Source organism: Streptomyces sp. AM 4-1-1, from assembly GCF_029167625.1.
Lineage (GTDB): Bacteria > Actinomycetota > Actinomycetes > Streptomycetales > Streptomycetaceae > Streptomyces.
Window position 1 is genome coordinate 2,942,562 of sequence record NZ_CP119145.1, and the last position, 16,107, is coordinate 2,958,668.

At 72.9% G+C, this 16,107-nt stretch carries 12 protein-coding genes and 1 pseudogene; 6 read left to right on the plus strand and 7 right to left on the minus strand.

Translation table 11 applies throughout. From position 1 onward, the window contains the following. Window positions 1-130 precede the first annotated feature (130 nt). From PZB75_RS12500 to PZB75_RS12520, 5 genes are all read right to left on the minus strand, one after another. Entirely contained in the window at window positions 131-652 is a 522-nt protein-coding gene (locus tag PZB75_RS12500; RefSeq protein ID WP_275535375.1) for a hypothetical protein, read from the minus strand. A 112-nt stretch (window positions 653-764) separates the two neighbouring features. Next, window positions 765-1,319: a hypothetical protein gene (locus PZB75_RS12505; protein ID WP_275535376.1), complete on the minus strand. Its 555-nt coding sequence runs from the start codon at window positions 1,317-1,319 to the stop codon at window positions 765-767. Window positions 1,320-1,470: 151 nt separating this feature from the next. Next, the gene (ilvD, locus tag PZB75_RS12510) at window positions 1,471-3,321 is read right to left on the minus strand and encodes a dihydroxy-acid dehydratase (RefSeq protein ID WP_275535377.1); all 1,851 of its coding nucleotides are present in this window, start codon (window positions 3,319-3,321) and stop codon (window positions 1,471-1,473) included. Window positions 3,322-3,532: 211 nt separating this feature from the next. Then, window positions 3,533-4,357 (minus strand): sugar phosphate isomerase/epimerase, encoded by an 825-nt coding sequence (locus PZB75_RS12515; RefSeq protein ID WP_275535378.1) that lies wholly within the window; start codon window positions 4,355-4,357, stop codon window positions 3,533-3,535. A 327-nt stretch (window positions 4,358-4,684) separates the two neighbouring features. Then, window positions 4,685-5,689, minus strand: a complete 1,005-nt coding sequence (locus PZB75_RS12520) for a Ppx/GppA phosphatase family protein (protein ID WP_275535379.1) — start codon at window positions 5,687-5,689, stop codon at window positions 4,685-4,687. Window positions 5,690-5,728: 39 nt separating this feature from the next. Between PZB75_RS12520 and PZB75_RS12525 the strand changes: the two genes are divergently transcribed. After that, entirely contained in the window at window positions 5,729-6,679 is a 951-nt protein-coding gene (locus PZB75_RS12525) for a hypothetical protein (protein ID WP_275535380.1), read from the plus strand. A 499-nt stretch (window positions 6,680-7,178) separates the two neighbouring features. Here the strand turns inward: PZB75_RS12525 and PZB75_RS12530 are convergent, their stop codons facing one another. Further along, entirely contained in the window at window positions 7,179-9,065 is a 1,887-nt protein-coding gene (locus tag PZB75_RS12530) for a hypothetical protein (protein ID WP_343286229.1), read from the minus strand. A gap of 317 nt (window positions 9,066-9,382) precedes the next feature. Here PZB75_RS12530 and radA point away from each other — a divergent pair, with 317 nt between their 5' ends. Both radA and disA read left to right on the plus strand, forming a co-directional pair. After that, entirely contained in the window at window positions 9,383-10,795 is a 1,413-nt protein-coding gene (radA, locus tag PZB75_RS12535) for a DNA repair protein RadA (RefSeq protein WP_275535382.1), read from the plus strand. An 80-nt stretch (window positions 10,796-10,875) separates the two neighbouring features. Next, window positions 10,876-12,000, plus strand: coding sequence for a DNA integrity scanning diadenylate cyclase DisA (gene disA, locus PZB75_RS12540; RefSeq protein ID WP_275535383.1), 1,125 nt, complete (start codon window positions 10,876-10,878; stop codon window positions 11,998-12,000). Window positions 12,001-12,119: 119 nt separating this feature from the next. Here the strand turns inward: disA and PZB75_RS12545 are convergent, their stop codons facing one another. Then, window positions 12,120-12,932 carry a hypothetical protein gene (locus PZB75_RS12545; protein WP_275535384.1) on the minus strand — a complete coding sequence of 271 codons (813 nt, stop codon included), beginning with the start codon at window positions 12,930-12,932 and terminating at the stop codon, window positions 12,120-12,122. Between the two features lie 243 nt (window positions 12,933-13,175). Between PZB75_RS12545 and PZB75_RS12550 the strand changes: the two genes are divergently transcribed. The 3 genes and pseudogenes from PZB75_RS12550 to PZB75_RS12560 form a co-directional block, all read left to right on the plus strand. Continuing rightward, window positions 13,176-13,811 (plus strand): phosphatase PAP2 family protein, encoded by a 636-nt coding sequence (locus PZB75_RS12550; protein WP_275535385.1) that lies wholly within the window; start codon window positions 13,176-13,178, stop codon window positions 13,809-13,811. Window positions 13,812-14,014: 203 nt separating this feature from the next. After that, window positions 14,015-14,917, plus strand: a complete 903-nt coding sequence (locus tag PZB75_RS12555; protein ID WP_275535386.1) for an A/G-specific adenine glycosylase — start codon at window positions 14,015-14,017, stop codon at window positions 14,915-14,917. Window positions 14,918-15,417: 500 nt separating this feature from the next. Next, a pseudogene (locus tag PZB75_RS12560) lies at window positions 15,418-15,924 on the plus strand (SigE family RNA polymerase sigma factor); the annotation flags it as partial. Window positions 15,925-16,107: the final 183 nt, after the last annotated feature.

Sequence of the window (16,107 nt, forward strand, 5' to 3'; positions counted from 1 at the left end):
GCTGTCTCGCGTGTTCAGCATTCTCTCGATACTCGTACTTCTCGCGGATTTCGGGGGCCGTCGTCCGCGCACCGGTCGGCCGGGGAAGGGCGGGCAGGTGGATCGGTGGGTGGGCGCGAGGTTTCCGGGGTCAGCCGCGCTTCCTGCGCTTGGCGGCCTTGCGGCTCGCGGGGTTTCCGGTGCGGGTCGAGCGGCGCTTCTCGTACTGGGCGACGGCCGACTCGTACTCCGTGCGTCGCAGCTTTTCGCCCGGGGCCTCGACGAGCGAGCGGCAGAAGTACGCGAGCAGCGAGCCGATGAAGCCGATCGTCTTGAGGCCGCGCAGCGACTCCTCGCGGCCCGGGTCGGCGGGGCGGCGGCCGAACCCCTCCCAGGTCTTGCGGAAGGCGATGGCACTGGCGCCGGCGAACACCACGATGACCAGGACACCGACGAAGCCGCCGACGTCGGCGATCTGAAGGCCCTCGAAGGCGAAGCGGAGGACGAAGCAGGAGGCTGCCGCGGCGACGAGCGAGCCGACGGCGGCTCCGATGCGGCGGAGGACGTATCCGCCGTCGTGGTCGACCCAGGTCGTGCCGAAGAAGCGCAGGGGTTCGGGGCGGGGGCCGGGCGGGGTGCCGCCGTTGTCGGGGGCTTCGCTGTTCTCGCTCACGGAGTCGATTATCCCCGGGATGCCCGTGGCGGCTTCGCGCGCTGCCCCCGCAACCGGTCCGGGCGGCGGGGGCAGCGGCGGGCGGCGCTGTGGAGCGGCGCCGGTGCGGGGTTCAGCCGCAGTGTTCCCACGGGCTCGTGTACGTGTACGTACCGACACCCGCCTCGATCATGCCGCCCCATCGCACACACCGGCCGGCCGCGGCCAGGCGTACGGGGCCCGCGTAGGACGCGTAGTCCTTCTGGTCCTTCACCTGCCCCTTGCCGTCGCCCCGCACGTTTAGCCAGGCGCCGGTGGGCAGTGAGAAGCCGGCGGTGGCGGGGGCGTGCTGGGTGACCACGCAGTTGGTCCGGGTGCGGGCGTTGTAGAGGAGGTGGACGCGGGCCAGTTCGGTCGAGGAGTTGCGGAAGGGGTGCGAGTCGATCTCGGTGTAGCCGGGGCCGCACAGGGCGGCCGGGGTGGTGGTGACCGAGAGGCCCCTCGTCGGGACGGGGTCGGCCGGGGTGGTGCGGGTGGTGGCGGACGGAGTGGGTGCTGTCGTGGTGACCGTCGCTGTGTCGATGGTGGTGGTGGCGGCGGTCGTGGCCGTTGCCGGGATCGCCGCCAGGGTCGTCAGTGCGGCCAGGGTGGCGGCCAGAACTGCTGGACGACGTACTGATGTGCGCATATTCCCCCAATCATGAGCAAAGCATGACGGGCATGGAGCTTAGCGCATCGGGTCGAACACGGTGTGTGATGCGTGCGGGCGGGGGGACATGCGCAACGCCGCCCCGGGCAGGACCGGGGCGGCGTCATGGCGTGCGGTGACGCGGGTCGGGTCAGCCGATCCTGGAGACGTCGCGCACGGCGCCCCGGTCGGCGCTCGTCGCCATCGCCGCGTACGCGCGCAGGGCCGCGGAGACCTTGCGCTCGCGGGCCTTCGGCGCGTACACACCGTTCAGCGCGGCGCGGCGGGTGGCCAGTTCGCCGTCGCCGACGAGGAGTTCGATCGAGCGGTTCGGGATGTCGATCCTGATCCTGTCCCCGTCCTCGACGAGCGCGATCGCGCCGCCGGACGCCGCCTCCGGGGAGGCGTGGCCGATGGACAGACCCGAGGTGCCGCCGGAGAAGCGGCCGTCGGTGACCAGGGCGCAGCTCTTGCCGAGGCCGCGGCCCTTCAGGAACGACGTGGGGTACAGCATCTCCTGCATGCCGGGGCCGCCGCGCGGGCCCTCGTAACGGATGACGACGACGTCACCCTCCTTGATCTCCTTGCGGAGGATCTTGTCGACGGCCTCCTCCTGCGATTCGCAGACGACCGCCGGGCCCTCGAAGGTCCAGATCGACTCGTCGACCCCGGCCGTCTTCACGACACAGCCGTCCTCGGCGAGGTTGCCCTTCAGGACCGCGAGGCCGCCGTCCTTGGAGTAGGCGTGCGCCAGGTCGCGGATGCAGCCGCCCTCCGCGTCCAGGTCGAGGGTGTCCCAGCGCTCGGACTGGGAGAAGGCGGTCGCGGAGCGGACGCAGCCGGGCGCCGCGTGCCACAGCTCGACGGCCTCCGGGGACGGCGAGCCGCCGCGCACGTCCCAGGTCTTCAGCCAGTCGGCGAGGGTGTCGGAGTGGACCGCGTGCACGTCCTCGTCGAGCAGGCCCGCGCGGTACAGCTCGCCGAGAAGGGCGGGGATGCCGCCCGCGCGGTGCACGTCCTCCATGTAGTACGTGCCGCCCGGGGCCACGTTGGGCGCGACCTTCGACAGGCAGGGGACGCGGCGCGAGACCTCGTTGATGTCGTCGAGGTCGTAGTCCAGCTCGGCCTCCTGCGCGGCGGCGAGCAGGTGCAGGATCGTGTTCGTCGAGCCGCCCATGGCGATGTCGAGGGCCATGGCGTTGTCGAAGGCGGCGCGGGTGCCGATGGCGCGCGGCAGGACCGTCTCGTCGCCCTGCCCGTAGTAGCGCTCGGTGATCTCGACGACCGTCCGGCCCGCGTTCTCGTACAGCGCCCTGCGGGCGGTGTGGGTGGCGAGGACCGAGCCGTTGCCGGGGAGGGAGAGTCCGAGGACCTCGGTCAGGCAGTTCATCGAGTTGGCGGTGAACATGCCGGAACAGCTGCCGCAGGTGGGGCAGGCGTTCTCCTCGATCCGGAGGATGTCCTCGTCGGAGACCGACTCGTCGACCGCGTCGCTGATCGCGTTGACCAGGTCGAGCTTGCGGACCGTACCGTCCACGAGGGTCGCCTTGCCGGCCTCCATCGGGCCGCCGGAGACGAAGACTGTCGGGATGTTGAGGCGCATCGCGGCCATCAGCATGCCGGGCGTGATCTTGTCGCAGTTGGAGATGCAGATCAGCGCGTCCGCGCAGTGGGCCTCGACCATGTACTCGACCGAGTCGGCGATCAGGTCGCGCGAGGGGAGGGAGTACAGCATCCCGCCGTGGCCCATCGCGATGCCGTCGTCGACCGCGATGGTGTTGAACTCGCGGGGCACGGCGCCCGCCGCCTTGATCGCTTCGGAGACGATCCGGCCGACCGGGGCGAGGTGGGTGTGGCCCGGGACGAACTCGGTGAAGGAGTTGGCGACCGCGATGATCGGCTTGCCGATGTCCTCGCTCGCTACGCCCGACGCACGCATAAGGGCGCGTGCGCCCGCCATGTTGCGTCCGTGGGTGACCGTGCGGGACCTCAGCTCGGGCATCGTCGCTCGCTCCTTAGTGCGGGAAGGACTGTCTCCGGTGCTGTCTCCCGTGCTGTCCCGGGTGCGGAATCCTGGGCGGAATCCGGTACGGGACCGGGTGCGGGGAGACTGCCTCCGAGCGTACGCCTCGAATCCAAGATCTGGACACGGTGTCCGGATCGCGGGACGGACGGCGGGACGGGGGTGGGTGGATCGGGCGGGGTCACCCGGGTCATGGGCGGGGGCGTCGCGCCGGGGCGGACGTCAGATGGAGACGGGTGAAGGCGAGCGCTTCGGCGAGGTCGCTCTCGCGTTCCGCGGTGGACATCGCGCGGCGGGTGTTGACCTCGATGACGACATGGCCGTCGAAGCCGCTGCCGGCCAGCCGCCCCAGCAGCTCCGCGCAGGGCTGGTCGCCGCGGCCGGGCACCAGGTGCTCGTCCTTGTTGGAGCCCTTGCCGTCCGCGAGGTGGACGTGGGCGAGCCGGTCACCCATCCGGTCGACCATCGCCATGCCGTCGGTACGCGCGGTCGCGGTGTGCGAGAGGTCCACGGTGAAGTGGCGGTAGTCGTCGTGCGTGACGTCCCAGTCGGGGGCGTACGCAAGCATTTCGCGGTCCCGGTAGCGCCACGGGTACATGTTCTCGACGGCGAACCGTACGTCGGTCTCGTCCGCCATCCGCCAGATCCCGGACACGAAGTCGCGGGCGTACTGCCGCTGCCAGCGGAACGGCGGATGGACGACGACGGTCGACGCGCCCAGCTTCTCGGCGGCGGCGCGGGCCCGCTGGAGCTTCACCCACGGGTCGGTGGACCAGACCCGCTGGGTGATCAGCAGGCAGGGGGCGTGGATGGCGAGGATCGGCACCTGGTGGTAGTCGGAGAGCCGTCGCAGGGCCTCGATGTCCTGGCTGACCGGGTCGGTCCAGACCATCACCTCGACGCCGTCGTAGCCCAGGCGCGCGGCGATCTCGAAGGCCGTCGCCGTCGACTCCGGGTACACGGAGGCCGTCGACAGGGCGACCTTCGCATCCGGAACGCGCACGGGCTCTGCCACGCGAACAGGGTACGGGGCGGGGGTGCGCGGCGCGGAGGCCACGGCGGGAAAGTGAGAAGGGCCGTGGAGGCCGGGGGGCTGATTCGGGAAGCGGGGGCTGATCCGGGGGGCTGATCCGGAGAGCGGGGGCTGATCCGGGACGCGGGGGCTGATCCGGAGAGCGGGGGCTGATCCGGAGAGCGGGGGCTGATCCGGAGAGCGGGGGCCACGGACGGTGAGCGGCCGGCGTCGGCGCGGGGGCTCGGTCGGTCCGGGGCCGTGGTCGGTGCGGGGCCGTGGTCGGTGCGGGGCGGGCCGCCTGACCCGCACGGGACGCCGGGGCCGTGATCAGTGCAGGGCCGCCTGACCCGCACGGGACGCCGGGGCCGTGTCCGGCGGGGGCGTTCCCTCGACGCGGGCGGCTCCGGGCGGCAGATGGTCCAGGCGGCGGAGGATGACGCCCTCGCGCAGCGCCCACGGACAGATCTCCAGCTCGTCCACGCCGAAGAGGTCCATCGCGCCCTCGGCGACCAGCGCCCCGGCGAGCAGCTGGGCGGCGCGTCCCTCGGTCACGCCGGGGAGGCCGCCGCGCTCGGCGACGGTCATCGACGTCAGCCTCGGCACCCACTCCTCCAGGGCCTTGCGGCTCAGTGAGCGCTGCACGTACAGGCCCTCGGTGGAGCGGGCGGCGCCCGCGATCCTGGCCAGTTGCTTGAAGGTCTTCGAGGTGGCGACCACGTGGTCGGGGCTGCCGAGGCGGGAGAAGTCGCCGACGGTACGGGCGATGCTCGTACGGACATGTCGGCGCAGCGCCTTCACCTCCGCCGGGTCCGGCGGGTCGCCCGGCAGCCAGCCCGCGGTGAGCCGTCCGGCGCCGAGCGGCAGGGACACCGCGGCGTCGGGCTCCTCGTCCAGTCCGTACGCGATCTCCAGCGAACCGCCGCCGATGTCCAGGACCAGCAGCTTCCCCGCCGACCAGCCGAACCAGCGGCGGGCGGCCAGGAAGGTCAGCCGGGCCTCCTCCTCGCCGCTGAGGACGGCGAGGTCGATGCCCGTCTCGGTGCGTACCCGGGTCAGCACCTCATCGGCGTTGCTCGCCTCCCGTACCGCTGAGGTGGCGAACGGCAGGACGTCCTCGCAGCCCTTGTCCTCGGCGGCCTGGAGCGCTTCGGCGATGGTCGACACCAGTCGGTCGATGCCGACGGCGCCGATCGCGCCGTCCGCGTCGAGGAGTTCGGCCAGCCGCAGCTCCGCCTTGTGGGAGTGGGCGGGCAGGGGGCGGGCACCGGGGTGCGCGTCCACCACCAGCAGGTGCACCGTGTTCGAACCGACGTCGAGGACTCCGAGTCTCATACCGGAACGCTACTGCGACCACGGACATACTCTTGGCCTGTGCCAAAGACGAAAAAGGCGAAGCCGGGCAAAGCCACGAACAATGCGAAGAACTCGAAGGCCATGAACGTGACGAAGGACGCGGGGAACGCGGAGAACGCGAAGACGCAGCGGTCCGGGCGGGGCACGCACAGGTCCGGGTCGGACGGATCGGTCGGTGGGGCGGTCGTGCCGGGCGGGCCGGGCGGGCCGGGCGGTGCCGACGAGGTGGGGCTGGACTTCGCGCGGGCCTGGGTGGAGTTCCCGGACCCGGCCGACGACGAGCAGGTGTTCCGCTGCGACCTGACCTGGCTGACCTCCCGGTGGACCTGTGTCTTCGGCAGCGGCTGCCAGGGCATCGAGGCGGGGCGCGCGGACGACGGCTGCTGCACGCTCGGGGCGCACTTCTCGGACGAGGACGACGAGAAGCGGGTGGCGGAGCACGTGGCCCGGCTGACACCGGAACTGTGGCAGTTCCACGATGTCGGTACGGGGTCGGGCTGGGCCGAGGTCGACGACGACGGCGACCGCAAGACGCGCCGCTGGCAGGGTTCGTGCGTCTTCCAGAACCGGCCCGGGTTCGCGGCGGGCGCGGGCTGCTCGCTGCACATCCTGGCGCTGCGCGAGGGCAAGGAGCCGCTGGAGACGAAGCCGGACGTCTGCTGGCAGCTGCCGGTCCGCCGTACGTACGACTGGATCGACCGGCCCGACGACACCCGGGTGCTCCAGGTGTCGATCGGTGAGTACGACCGCAGGGGCTGGGGCGCGGGCGGACACGATCTCCACTGGTGGTGCACGTCGGCGACGTCCGCGCACGGGGCCGGGGAGCCGGTCTACGTGACGTACCGGCCCGAGCTGACGGAGCTGATGGGCTCGCCGGCGTACGACCGGCTGGTCGAGCTGTGCGAGGAGCGGCTGTCGTCGCTGCTGCCGATGGCACCGCACCCGGCCGATCCGGTACGAGGGGCCTGAGGTCCGGCGCGGGGCGCCGGGGCTCGGTTCGGGGTGCGGGGGTTGCGGGGCGTCCGGCCGGTTGCCTGAGGTCCGGCGCGGGGACGCCCCGGTGCTTGAGGTCGGGGTGCGGGGCCAGTGCGGGGGTGCCGGGGTGCGGGGCGTCCGGCGGGTGCCTGAGGTCCGGCGCGGGGTGCCCCCGCACTTGAGGTCCGGGCGCGGGGGCCGGTGCGGAGCGCTGGAACGCGGGGGCGTCCGGCAGGGTGCCTGAGGTCCGGCGCGGGGACGCCCCGATGCTTGAGGTCCGGGTGCGGGGACGCCCCCGTGCCTGAGGTCCCGGTGCGGGGACGCCCCCGTGCCTGAGGTCCCGGTGCGGGGACGCCCCCGTGCCTGAGGTCCCGGTGCGGGGACGCCCCGATGCTTGAAGTCCGGACTCGGGGACGCCCCCGTGCCTGAGGTCCCGGTGCGGGGACTGTCGGACCAGGGCTTTCCCGGGGCGTGTCGGGCTCGTGGGGGTCGGTCAGCGGCGTCGGTGGCGGCCTCCGGCCGGTTGTTCCCGGGGGGCCGGATTCGCCGTGGGTGTGCCGGGGTCCGCGGTCGGGGTCGGAGTCGGAGTCGTGGGGTCGGGGGGCGTGGGGCCGGTCGGGTCCGGGTCCGTGGAGCCGCCCGGTTCCGGGGGCGTCGTGGGGTGGCCGGGCGGGTCGGACGGTCCGGTGGACGGCCGTGGCCCGGGGTCGGACGGGGACGGGCCGGCCGAGCCGGGCGGGTCCTCGGGTTCGCCGGGCGCCGACGGGTCCACGATGACGCCGCGCCCGTGGATCGCCACCACCGCACCGGACGGGCCGATCCCGACCCGGGCGCTCCACGGTCCCCTCGGTTCGTGCCGGTGGTCCACCGTCACCCCGATCCGGACGCTCTCCCCGATCGCGAGGGTGCCCGAGGAACGGCTGAGCCGCAGCCATGGCGCGTCCGCCCATGCCGACCAGAGGACGGGAGCGCTCCCGTACGCGGTGAGGACGATCGTCGTACGGTCCCGGGACGACCGGGCCACCACCGTGAGTCCGTCCGCGCCCTGCGGGGGCGCGCCCGCGCTGATCACCTCGGCCGAGATGTCGGAGGCCGAGGCCGGGCCGGTGAGGCCGTCGTCGTGGTCCCGGCCGGGGCCGCCGCCGTTTCCGTCACGCCCGTGCGGGCCGCCGTCGGTCTCCGGGGTGCCGACGCGTTCGGTGGCGACGACCGAGGAGCCGCCATGGCCCTCGCCCGTCACCGGTGCGCCACGGTAGGCCGCCCACAGCGCGATCACGGGGGCGGCGACGACCGTCGCGACCACCGTCGTCGTCACGACCCGGGTGCGCACCCGGGTCCGGCGGGCCGCGTGGTCCCTGGCGGCCAGCGGAAAGCCGGTGCGGGCGAAACGGGGGGTGGCGGAACGGTTCCGCAGGGCGTGCGCCATCGCCACGTACGCCGAGGGGCGGGGCGCCTCGACGAGCGGCAGGCTGGCGGCCGGACCTGCCGGGGTCCCCGGCCAGGGGCCCGCGGCGCCCGCCCGTTCGGCGGCGCGGCGGCAGTGGGGGCAGTCGTCGACGTGCCGGACGAGTTCGCGGCGCAGGGCCGCGGAGAGCAGCATGCGGTGGCCGCCCGCGAGAAGGGCGACGGTGGGGCAGGCGCCGCTCTCGACCACGGCCAGGGCGGCCCGGGTGCGCTCGACCTCGCACGCGGCGGCGGCCAGGAGTTCCCTGGCGGCGGGGGGTTCGAGGCCGAGGACGGCGGCGACGGAGTGCGGAGGGAGGCCGTGGCGCACGGCGAGTTCGAGTGCTTCGCGCTGTTCGGGGGTGGTGCCGGCCGCTTCGGGCCAGGCCAGCCGGGCCAGTTCGCGACGGCGCGCCTCGGTGGCGGGGGCGGTGCTGGGACCGGTGCCGGTGCCGGGGCTGGTTACGGGGCCGTGGCCGGGGCTCGTGGCGGGCGGGTGTGGGGACCCGGGGGCTCGTACGAGGGCCGCCGCCGTCTCCGGGCCGTCCACGGTCGCGGCAGGGGGCGTACGGCCTCCGGTGCGCGCGCCCCCGGGCGTACGGCGGTTCGGCCGGTGGCCGTGCGGGGGGTGACCGGGTCTGCGCTCGGTGAGCGTCCGCAGACAGGTCCAGCGCGCCAGCGCGTACAGCCAGGCTTTACGTTCCTGCTCGTCGGCCGGACATCGGCCGCTCTGTCGCTGAGCGACGGCGAGGACGGCGCCGAGCGCGTCGGTGGCCGTCTCGTGGTCGCAGAGCACCGAGAGGCAGTAGGTGAACAGGCCGTCGAGATAGGGCTCGTAACGGGTGGGTGGTCGCTTCACCGACGAGAGGGGTGCGCGGTCGTGCGTCCGGTGTGTGCCGGTGTTCTGCCGGGGGGTCTCCAGTCTGCTGCTCGTCACCTCGCGACCGTAGGCAGAACGCAGCACACGTTTGGCGGGCCTTCGCCGCATTCAACCCTTACGGGTGAACGTATCGCTCGAAAGGGGACAGAGAATCCCCGGTTCGGCCGTAGGCTCGTTCGGCCGAGCAGCGGCACGGCCACATGGTGGCGGGCCACGCGGCCACCTGGCCACCCGGAGGCACAGCGGCACAGCGGTACGGAGGTACGGCGGCACCGGCCGGTCCGCTCGCCGCCCTACCGGCCGCCCCCGCCCTCCCGGCCGCTCCCCGCCGGACGCCGGGCCGGTCTGTCAGTGGGGACCTATACGGTGGCGCCATGGCTGCCCGTACCAAATCCGCGAAGGACCGACCGTCCTACCGCTGCACCGAGTGCGGCTGGACGACCGCCAAATGGCTCGGCCGCTGCTTCGAGTGCCAGGCGTGGGGGACGGTCGAGGAGTTCGGCGGCGCCCCCGCCGTGCGGACGACGGCGGCCGGCCGGGTCAGTTCCGCCGCCGTGCCGATCGGCCAGGTCGACAGCCGTACGGCCACCGCGCGCTCGACCGGGGTCGCCGAGCTGGACCGAGTCCTCGGCGGCGGGCTCGTGCCCGGCGCCGTGGTGCTGCTGGCCGGCGAGCCCGGTGTCGGCAAGTCGACACTGCTCCTGGACGTGGCCGCCAAGGCGGCGAGCGAGGACCACCGCACCCTCTACGTCACCGCCGAGGAGTCCGCGAGCCAGGTCCGGCTGCGGGCCGACCGCATCCACGCCCTGAACGACCACCTCTATCTGGCCGCCGAGACCGATCTCTCCGCGGTCCTCGGCCATCTGGACGCCGTCAAGCCCTCCCTGCTCGTCCTCGACTCCGTACAGACCGTCGCCTCCCCCGAGATCGACGGCGCGCCCGGCGGCATGGCGCAGGTCCGCGAGGTGGCCGGGGCGCTCATCCGGGCGTCCAAGGAGCGCGGCATGTCGACCCTGCTGGTCGGCCATGTCACCAAGGACGGCGCCATCGCGGGGCCCCGGCTGCTGGAACACCTCGTGGACGTGGTGCTGTCGTTCGAGGGTGACCGCCATGCCCGTCTGCGGCTCGTGCGGGGCGTGAAGAACCGTTACGGGGCAACCGACGAGGTCGGCTGCTTCGAGCTGCACGACGAGGGCATCACCGGGCTCACTGATCCGTCCGGGCTCTTCCTCACCCGGCGTGACGAGCCCGTGCCCGGCACCTGTCTGACCGTCACGCTGGAGGGGCGACGGCCGCTCGTCGCCGAGGTGCAGGCGCTGACCGTCGATTCGCAGATCCCCTCGCCCCGGCGGACCACCTCCGGGCTGGAGACGTCACGGGTCTCGATGATGCTCGCGGTTCTGGAGCAGCGTGGCCGGATCAGTTCACTCGGCAAGCGGGACATCTACAGCGCGACGGTCGGCGGGGTGAAGCTCTCCGAGCCCGCCGCGGACCTCGCCATCGCGTTGGCGCTGGCCAGCGCGGCGATCGACACCCCGCTCCCGAAGAACCTGGTCGCGATCGGCGAGGTGGGGCTCGCCGGGGAGGTCCGGCGGGTCACCGGGGTCCAGCGGAGATTGGCCGAAGCGCACCGGCTGGGGTTCACCCACGCCCTCGTTCCGAGCGACCCGGGGAAGGTCCCGGCCGGTATGAAAGTCACAGAAGTCGCCGACATGGGTGATGCACTGAGAATGCTTCCGCGCCGGGCTCGGACGGAGCCCCCGCGGGAGGAGAGCGCACGCCGGTAGACTTTGCCCTGGTCTCGCCCGCCCGTACGAACGGTATGAAAGACGCAAGGGCACCGCAAACCTGTGACCGGAGGAGTGCAGTGGCAGCCAACGACCGGGCAGCATCGCCCGGAAAGTCCGGCCAAGGCACCGGTAACGAAGCGCTGATCCGCGCCTCGTTGAGCGCGGTCGCGCCCGGAATGGCCCTGCGGGACGGCCTGGAGCGCATTCTCCGCGGCAACACCGGAGGACTGATCGTCCTCGGTATGGACAGGACCGTCGAGTCGATGTGCACGGGTGGTTTCGTGCTGGACGTCGAGTTCACCGCGACCCGGCTGCGCGAGCTGTGCAAGCTCGACGGCGCGCTGATCCTCGACAAAGACATGACCAAGATCCTGCGGGCCGGGGTGCAGCTGGTCCCGGACGCGTCCATCCCCACCGAGGAGACCGGCACCCGGCACCGCACCGCGGACCGGGTCTCCAAGCAGTGCAACTTCCCGGTCGTCTCGGTCTCCCAGTCGATGCGCCTCATCGCGCTGTACGTGAACGGGGAGCGCCGGGTCCTGGAGGAGTCCGCCGCGATCCTCTCGCGCGCCAATCAGGCGCTCGCCACCCTGGAGCGGTACAAGCTCCGGCTGGACGAGGTGGCGGGCACGCTCTCCGCGCTGGAGATCGAGGACCTGGTGACCGTCCGGGACGTGACGGCCGTCGCGCAGCGCCTGGAGATGGTCCGCCGCATCGCGACCGAGATCGCCGAGTACGTGGTGGAGCTGGGCACCGACGGCCGCCTCCTCTCGCTCCAGCTGGACGAGTTGATCGCGGGCGTCGAGCCGGAGCGCGAGCTGGTGGTGCGTGACTACGTGCCGGAGCCGACCGCGAAGCGGTCCCGTACGGTCGCCGAGGCGCTGACCGAACTGGACGCGCTCTCCCACACCGAACTGCTCGAACTCGCCGTGGTGGCACGTGCGCTGGGCTACAGCGGCTCTCCGGAGACGCTGGACTCGGCGGTCTCGCCGCGCGGTTTCCGGCTGCTGGCGAAGGTGCCCCGGCTGCCCGGGGCGATCATCGAGCGACTGGTGGAGCACTTCGGCGGTCTCCAGAAGCTGCTCGCCGCGAGCGTCGACGACCTCCAGGCGGTGGACGGGGTCGGCGAGGCGCGGGCGCGGAGCGTGCGCGAGGGGCTGTCGCGACTGGCCGAGTCGTCGATCCTTGAGCGGTACGTGTAGCGGTCGTCGCGCGGTGGCACGTGGCACGTGGAAGTACGGGGAGGTACGAGACGTACGCGCACGAGGGAGGGGGCCCGGAATTCCGGGCCCCCTCCCTCGTACCCCTCGTACCGCGGCCGTCAGTCCTTGGCGAGCACGAAGGACGCGCGCTGGACCGGTACGCCGGGCGCGTTCACCTCGACCAGGTACGTGCCGGGCCCGGCCGTGCCCGTGGGCGGTGTGGCGCACTGCGGGGAACTCTTCGTGCGGTCCCACTCCACGATGTGGACGGCGGTCTCGCCCGCCGGGATGCTCAGCAGTACGCCGCCCGCCGCCCGCGGGCAGTCCTTGGACGACCACACCAGCTTGTCGGCGCCGCCCGCCTCGGTGACGGTGAGGACCGCGTTCCTCGGGCCGAAGTCGGCCTTGCAGGTGCTCTTCGAGACATTCTTGGCGATGAGCTGGAACGTCGGCTTCTGGTCGGGGCTGTACGACACCTTGGTCCGCAACGTCAGTTGGAGCGCGGCGGGGACGCAGGTGGGGATCGGGGAGTCGGCGGGCACCTGGCGTCCGGCGCCCGTACCGGCGTTGCCGGCACCGTCCGCACCGCCACCGCCGCCCGGGGCGGTGTCGCCGTTGGCCCCGTCGCTGCCGCCGCCCGGACCCGTGCCCGTACCGCCGTTGCCGCTGTCGCCCGAGCCGCCCGACTCGTCGCGTCCGCCCGGCTGCGCGCTGATGGCGGGGCCCGAGCCCGAGGGGCCGGGGGTGATCGAGGAGGGCGTGGGGGACGAACCACCCGGCGAGGCGCCGGTCTTCTTCCCGTTCCCGCCACCGGAGATGACGGCCCATAGGGCGAGCGCCGCCAGAAGCGCGATCAGCGACGCCGCCACTGCCCTCCGACGCCAGTAGATGGTGGAGGGAAGCGGCCCGACCGGATTGCGCAAAGATCCCACGTCGCAAACTCTACGAGAGATCCGCGTCAACTCCCGCCCCACCCGCCGCTGTGAGCGACAAGTTTTACGGATCATCATCACGGAAGTGTCCGATTCCAGTCCCTTGCCCTGTCGGACACCCGCGCGGGTGCGCACGCGGAGACGTACGCGCAAGCGGAGGAGACGCACACGCATGCGGAGATGAACACGCATAAGACCCTGGTCGGATGTGACGAGTCGACTTCATTACCTACTCTCTGTCACATGGATAGTTCGATCACCGCTCCGCTCTACAGAGACATCACCGACTTCGCCCATGAGATGCCCACGTGGGTCCAGCACGTGGCCGAGATATGGACAGAACTCGGTCTGATCGTCTTCGGCGTGCTGTTCCTCTCCGGTTGGTGGTGGGCACGGCGCTCGCACGCGGACGTGCTGGCCCTCGCCGTGCTGGCGCCGTTGGCGACGGCCGTCGCGTACGTCGGCAGCGAAGTCCTCAAGTCCGTGGTGGACGAGGACCGTCCGTGCCGGACCGTGGCCGGAGCGGCCGCCTCGCTGGTGACGTGCCCGGCGGTGGGCGACTGGTCGTTCCCCAGCAACCACTCGGCGATCGCGGGGGCGGCGGCCGTCGCCCTGGCCTTCGCCCGGCCCCGCAGCGCCTGGTTCACCTTCCCGATGGCACTGCTGATGGCCTTCTCGCGGGTCTTCGTCGGGGTCCACTACCCGCACGACGTGGCGGTGGGTCTGCTGATGGGCGGGGCGGTGTCGGCCCTGGTGATCGTGGCGCTGATCCGTCCGGCGCGGGCCCTGGCCAAGACCGTGCGGGGCAGCGCGTCACCCCTCGCCGCGTGGGTGTCGGGACCGGGGGCGGGCAGCCACGCCATGGACCGCGGACGCTGAGGCGTTCCCCGCGGTCGCTCGGGCCGTCCCCTCCGGCACCGTCCACCACCGACCGGCTGTCCCCTCTCCCCCGCCGCCCCCACCGAGGGACCGCGGCGAGGGGACAGAACGGGTGGCATTGCACCCCCGTCGGCGCTCCCGAGCGGCCGACACCCCCGCGCCCCGGACCATCGTCCGGCCTTCCATGCCAGGATCGATGTGCGATGACTGCCACGACTGCGACACAGACGCCCCCCTCCGCCCTCCACACCCCCGTCATCGGGTGGTTCGACCAGCACGCCCGCGATCTGCCCTGGCGCCGCCCCGAAGCGGGTGCCTGGGGTGTGATGGTGAGCGAGTTCATGCTCCAGCAGACGCCCGTGAGCCGGGTCCTCCCGGTGTACGAGCAGTGGCTGGCCCGCTGGCCCCGCCCCGCCGACCTGGCCGCCGACGCGCCCGGTGAGGCCGTCCGCGCCTGGGGCCGGCTCGGCTACCCCCGGCGCGCGCTGCGCCTGCACGGGGCCGCGCAGGCGATAACGGAACGGCACGGCGGCGACGTACCGAGGGAGCACGGCCAGCTCCTCGCCCTGCCCGGGATCGGCGAGTACACGGCGGCGGCCGTGGCCTCGTTCGCGTACGGGCAGCGGTACGCGGTGCTCGACACGAACGTCCGCCGGGTGTTCGCCCGCGCCGCCACCGGCATCCAGTACCCGCCGAACGCCACCACGGCCGCCGAACGCAAGCTCGCCCGCACACTGCTCCCCGACGAGGACGAGCGGGCCGCCCGCTGGGCGGCGGCGACGATGGAGCTGGGCGCGCTGGTCTGCACGGCGAAGAACGAGGACTGCTCGCGGTGCCCGATCGCGGAGCAGTGCGCCTGGCGGCTGGCCGGGAAGCCCGCGCACCAGGGGCCGCCGCGTCGCGGCCAGACGTACGCGGGCACCGACCGGCAGGTCAGGGGCCGGCTGCTCGCCGTGCTCCGCGAGGCGGTGGCCCCGGTTCCGCAGATGGCGCTGGACGCCGTGTGGGAGGAACCGGTGCAGCGGGCTCGGGCACTGGACGGGCTGGTCGCCGACGGGCTGGTGGAGCCGCTGGCGAACGGTCACTACCGGCTGCCGCTGACCTGACACCACCGGGGCGCCGGGTCCGGCGGACCCGGGAGGCCCGGTGTACGACGGCGGTCCGTGAGGGGCTGGTGTGCGACGGTCCGACGGCCTGTCCGTGACGACTGGTGCGGGACGGCCGTCCGTGGCCGGCGGACGGCGCGGCTGGCCCGTGACGGACCGGCCCGTCACGAACTGGTCCGTGGCCGGTGCGGAACGAGCGGTCCGGGACGAGCGGTGCGGGGCGGCTGGGTCCACGACGGCCGGTCCGTGACGGCGGGGGCGTCCCTGTCACGGTCACGCCGTCGTGACCGCCGCCGTGGCGGCCGTACCAACTACCCCATCAACGGCCGTACCGCCCATTGTCACGAGTGTTGTTACACAACCGATGGACAGCCGTGCGTCGGCCTATGGCTGCTCCGCACAGCCCCGTGACAACCCCTCCGTAGCGTCGACGACGTCAGCGAACGACCAGTACCGCTGACGGTGGTCTACGGGGTTTCACGGGGACGGAGGCGGTTGGAATGGCGCACGGCGAGGTGCTTGAGTTCGAGGAGTACGTACGCACGCGGCAGGAGGCTCTGCTGCGCAGCGCACGTCGGCTCGTCCCCGACCCGGTGGACGCGCAGGACCTGCTCCAGACCGCCCTCGTCCGCACGTTCGGCCGCTGGGACGGCATCGAGGACAAGTCCCTCGCCGACGCCTACCTCCGCCGCGTCATGATCAACACCCGTACGGAGTGGTGGCGCGCCCGCAAGCTCGAAGAGGTGCCCACCGAACAGCTGCCGGACGCGAGCGTCGACGACGGCACCGAGCAGCGCGCCGACCGCGCCCTGCTGATGGACGTCCTCGGAGTGCTGGCTCCCAAGCAGCGCAGTGTCGTCGTGCTGCGACACTGGGAGCAGATGAGCACGGAAGAGACGGCCGCCGCCCTGGGGATGTCGGCCGGTACGGTCAAGAGCACGCTGCACCGGGCGCTGGCGCGGCTGCGCCAGGAGCTGGAGAGCCGGGAAGCGATGAGCCGCGAGGCGACGGAGCGCGAGTCCCAGGGCGGCGTGACCGCGCCGGGCCGCAGGGCCGCGGTGGACCGCACGACCGCCGAGCGCACGGCTGCGGCGGACCGCGTGGCGGCCGAGCGCAAGGCCGCCGAGCGCCGGATCGGTGAACGCCGGGCCGCGGCGGATCGCGCCCTCGCGGACCGCCGGGCCGCAGCG

Excerpts from the sequence above, each read along its gene's own strand:
- PZB75_RS12505 (WP_275535376.1), bottom strand. The coding sequence starts at position 1,319 with ATGCGCACATCAGTACGTCGTCCAGCAGTTCTGGCCGCCACCCTGGCC.
- ilvD (WP_275535377.1), bottom strand. The coding sequence starts at position 3,321 with ATGCCCGAGCTGAGGTCCCGCACGGTCACCCACGGACGCAACATGGCG.
- PZB75_RS12520 (WP_275535379.1), bottom strand. The coding sequence starts at position 5,689 with ATGAGACTCGGAGTCCTCGACGTCGGTTCGAACACGGTGCACCTGCTG.
- radA (WP_275535382.1), top strand. The coding sequence starts at position 9,383 with ATGGCTGCCCGTACCAAATCCGCGAAGGACCGACCGTCCTACCGCTGC.
- PZB75_RS12550 (WP_275535385.1), top strand. The coding sequence starts at position 13,176 with ATGGATAGTTCGATCACCGCTCCGCTCTACAGAGACATCACCGACTTC.
- PZB75_RS12555 (WP_275535386.1), top strand. The coding sequence starts at position 14,015 with ATGACTGCCACGACTGCGACACAGACGCCCCCCTCCGCCCTCCACACC.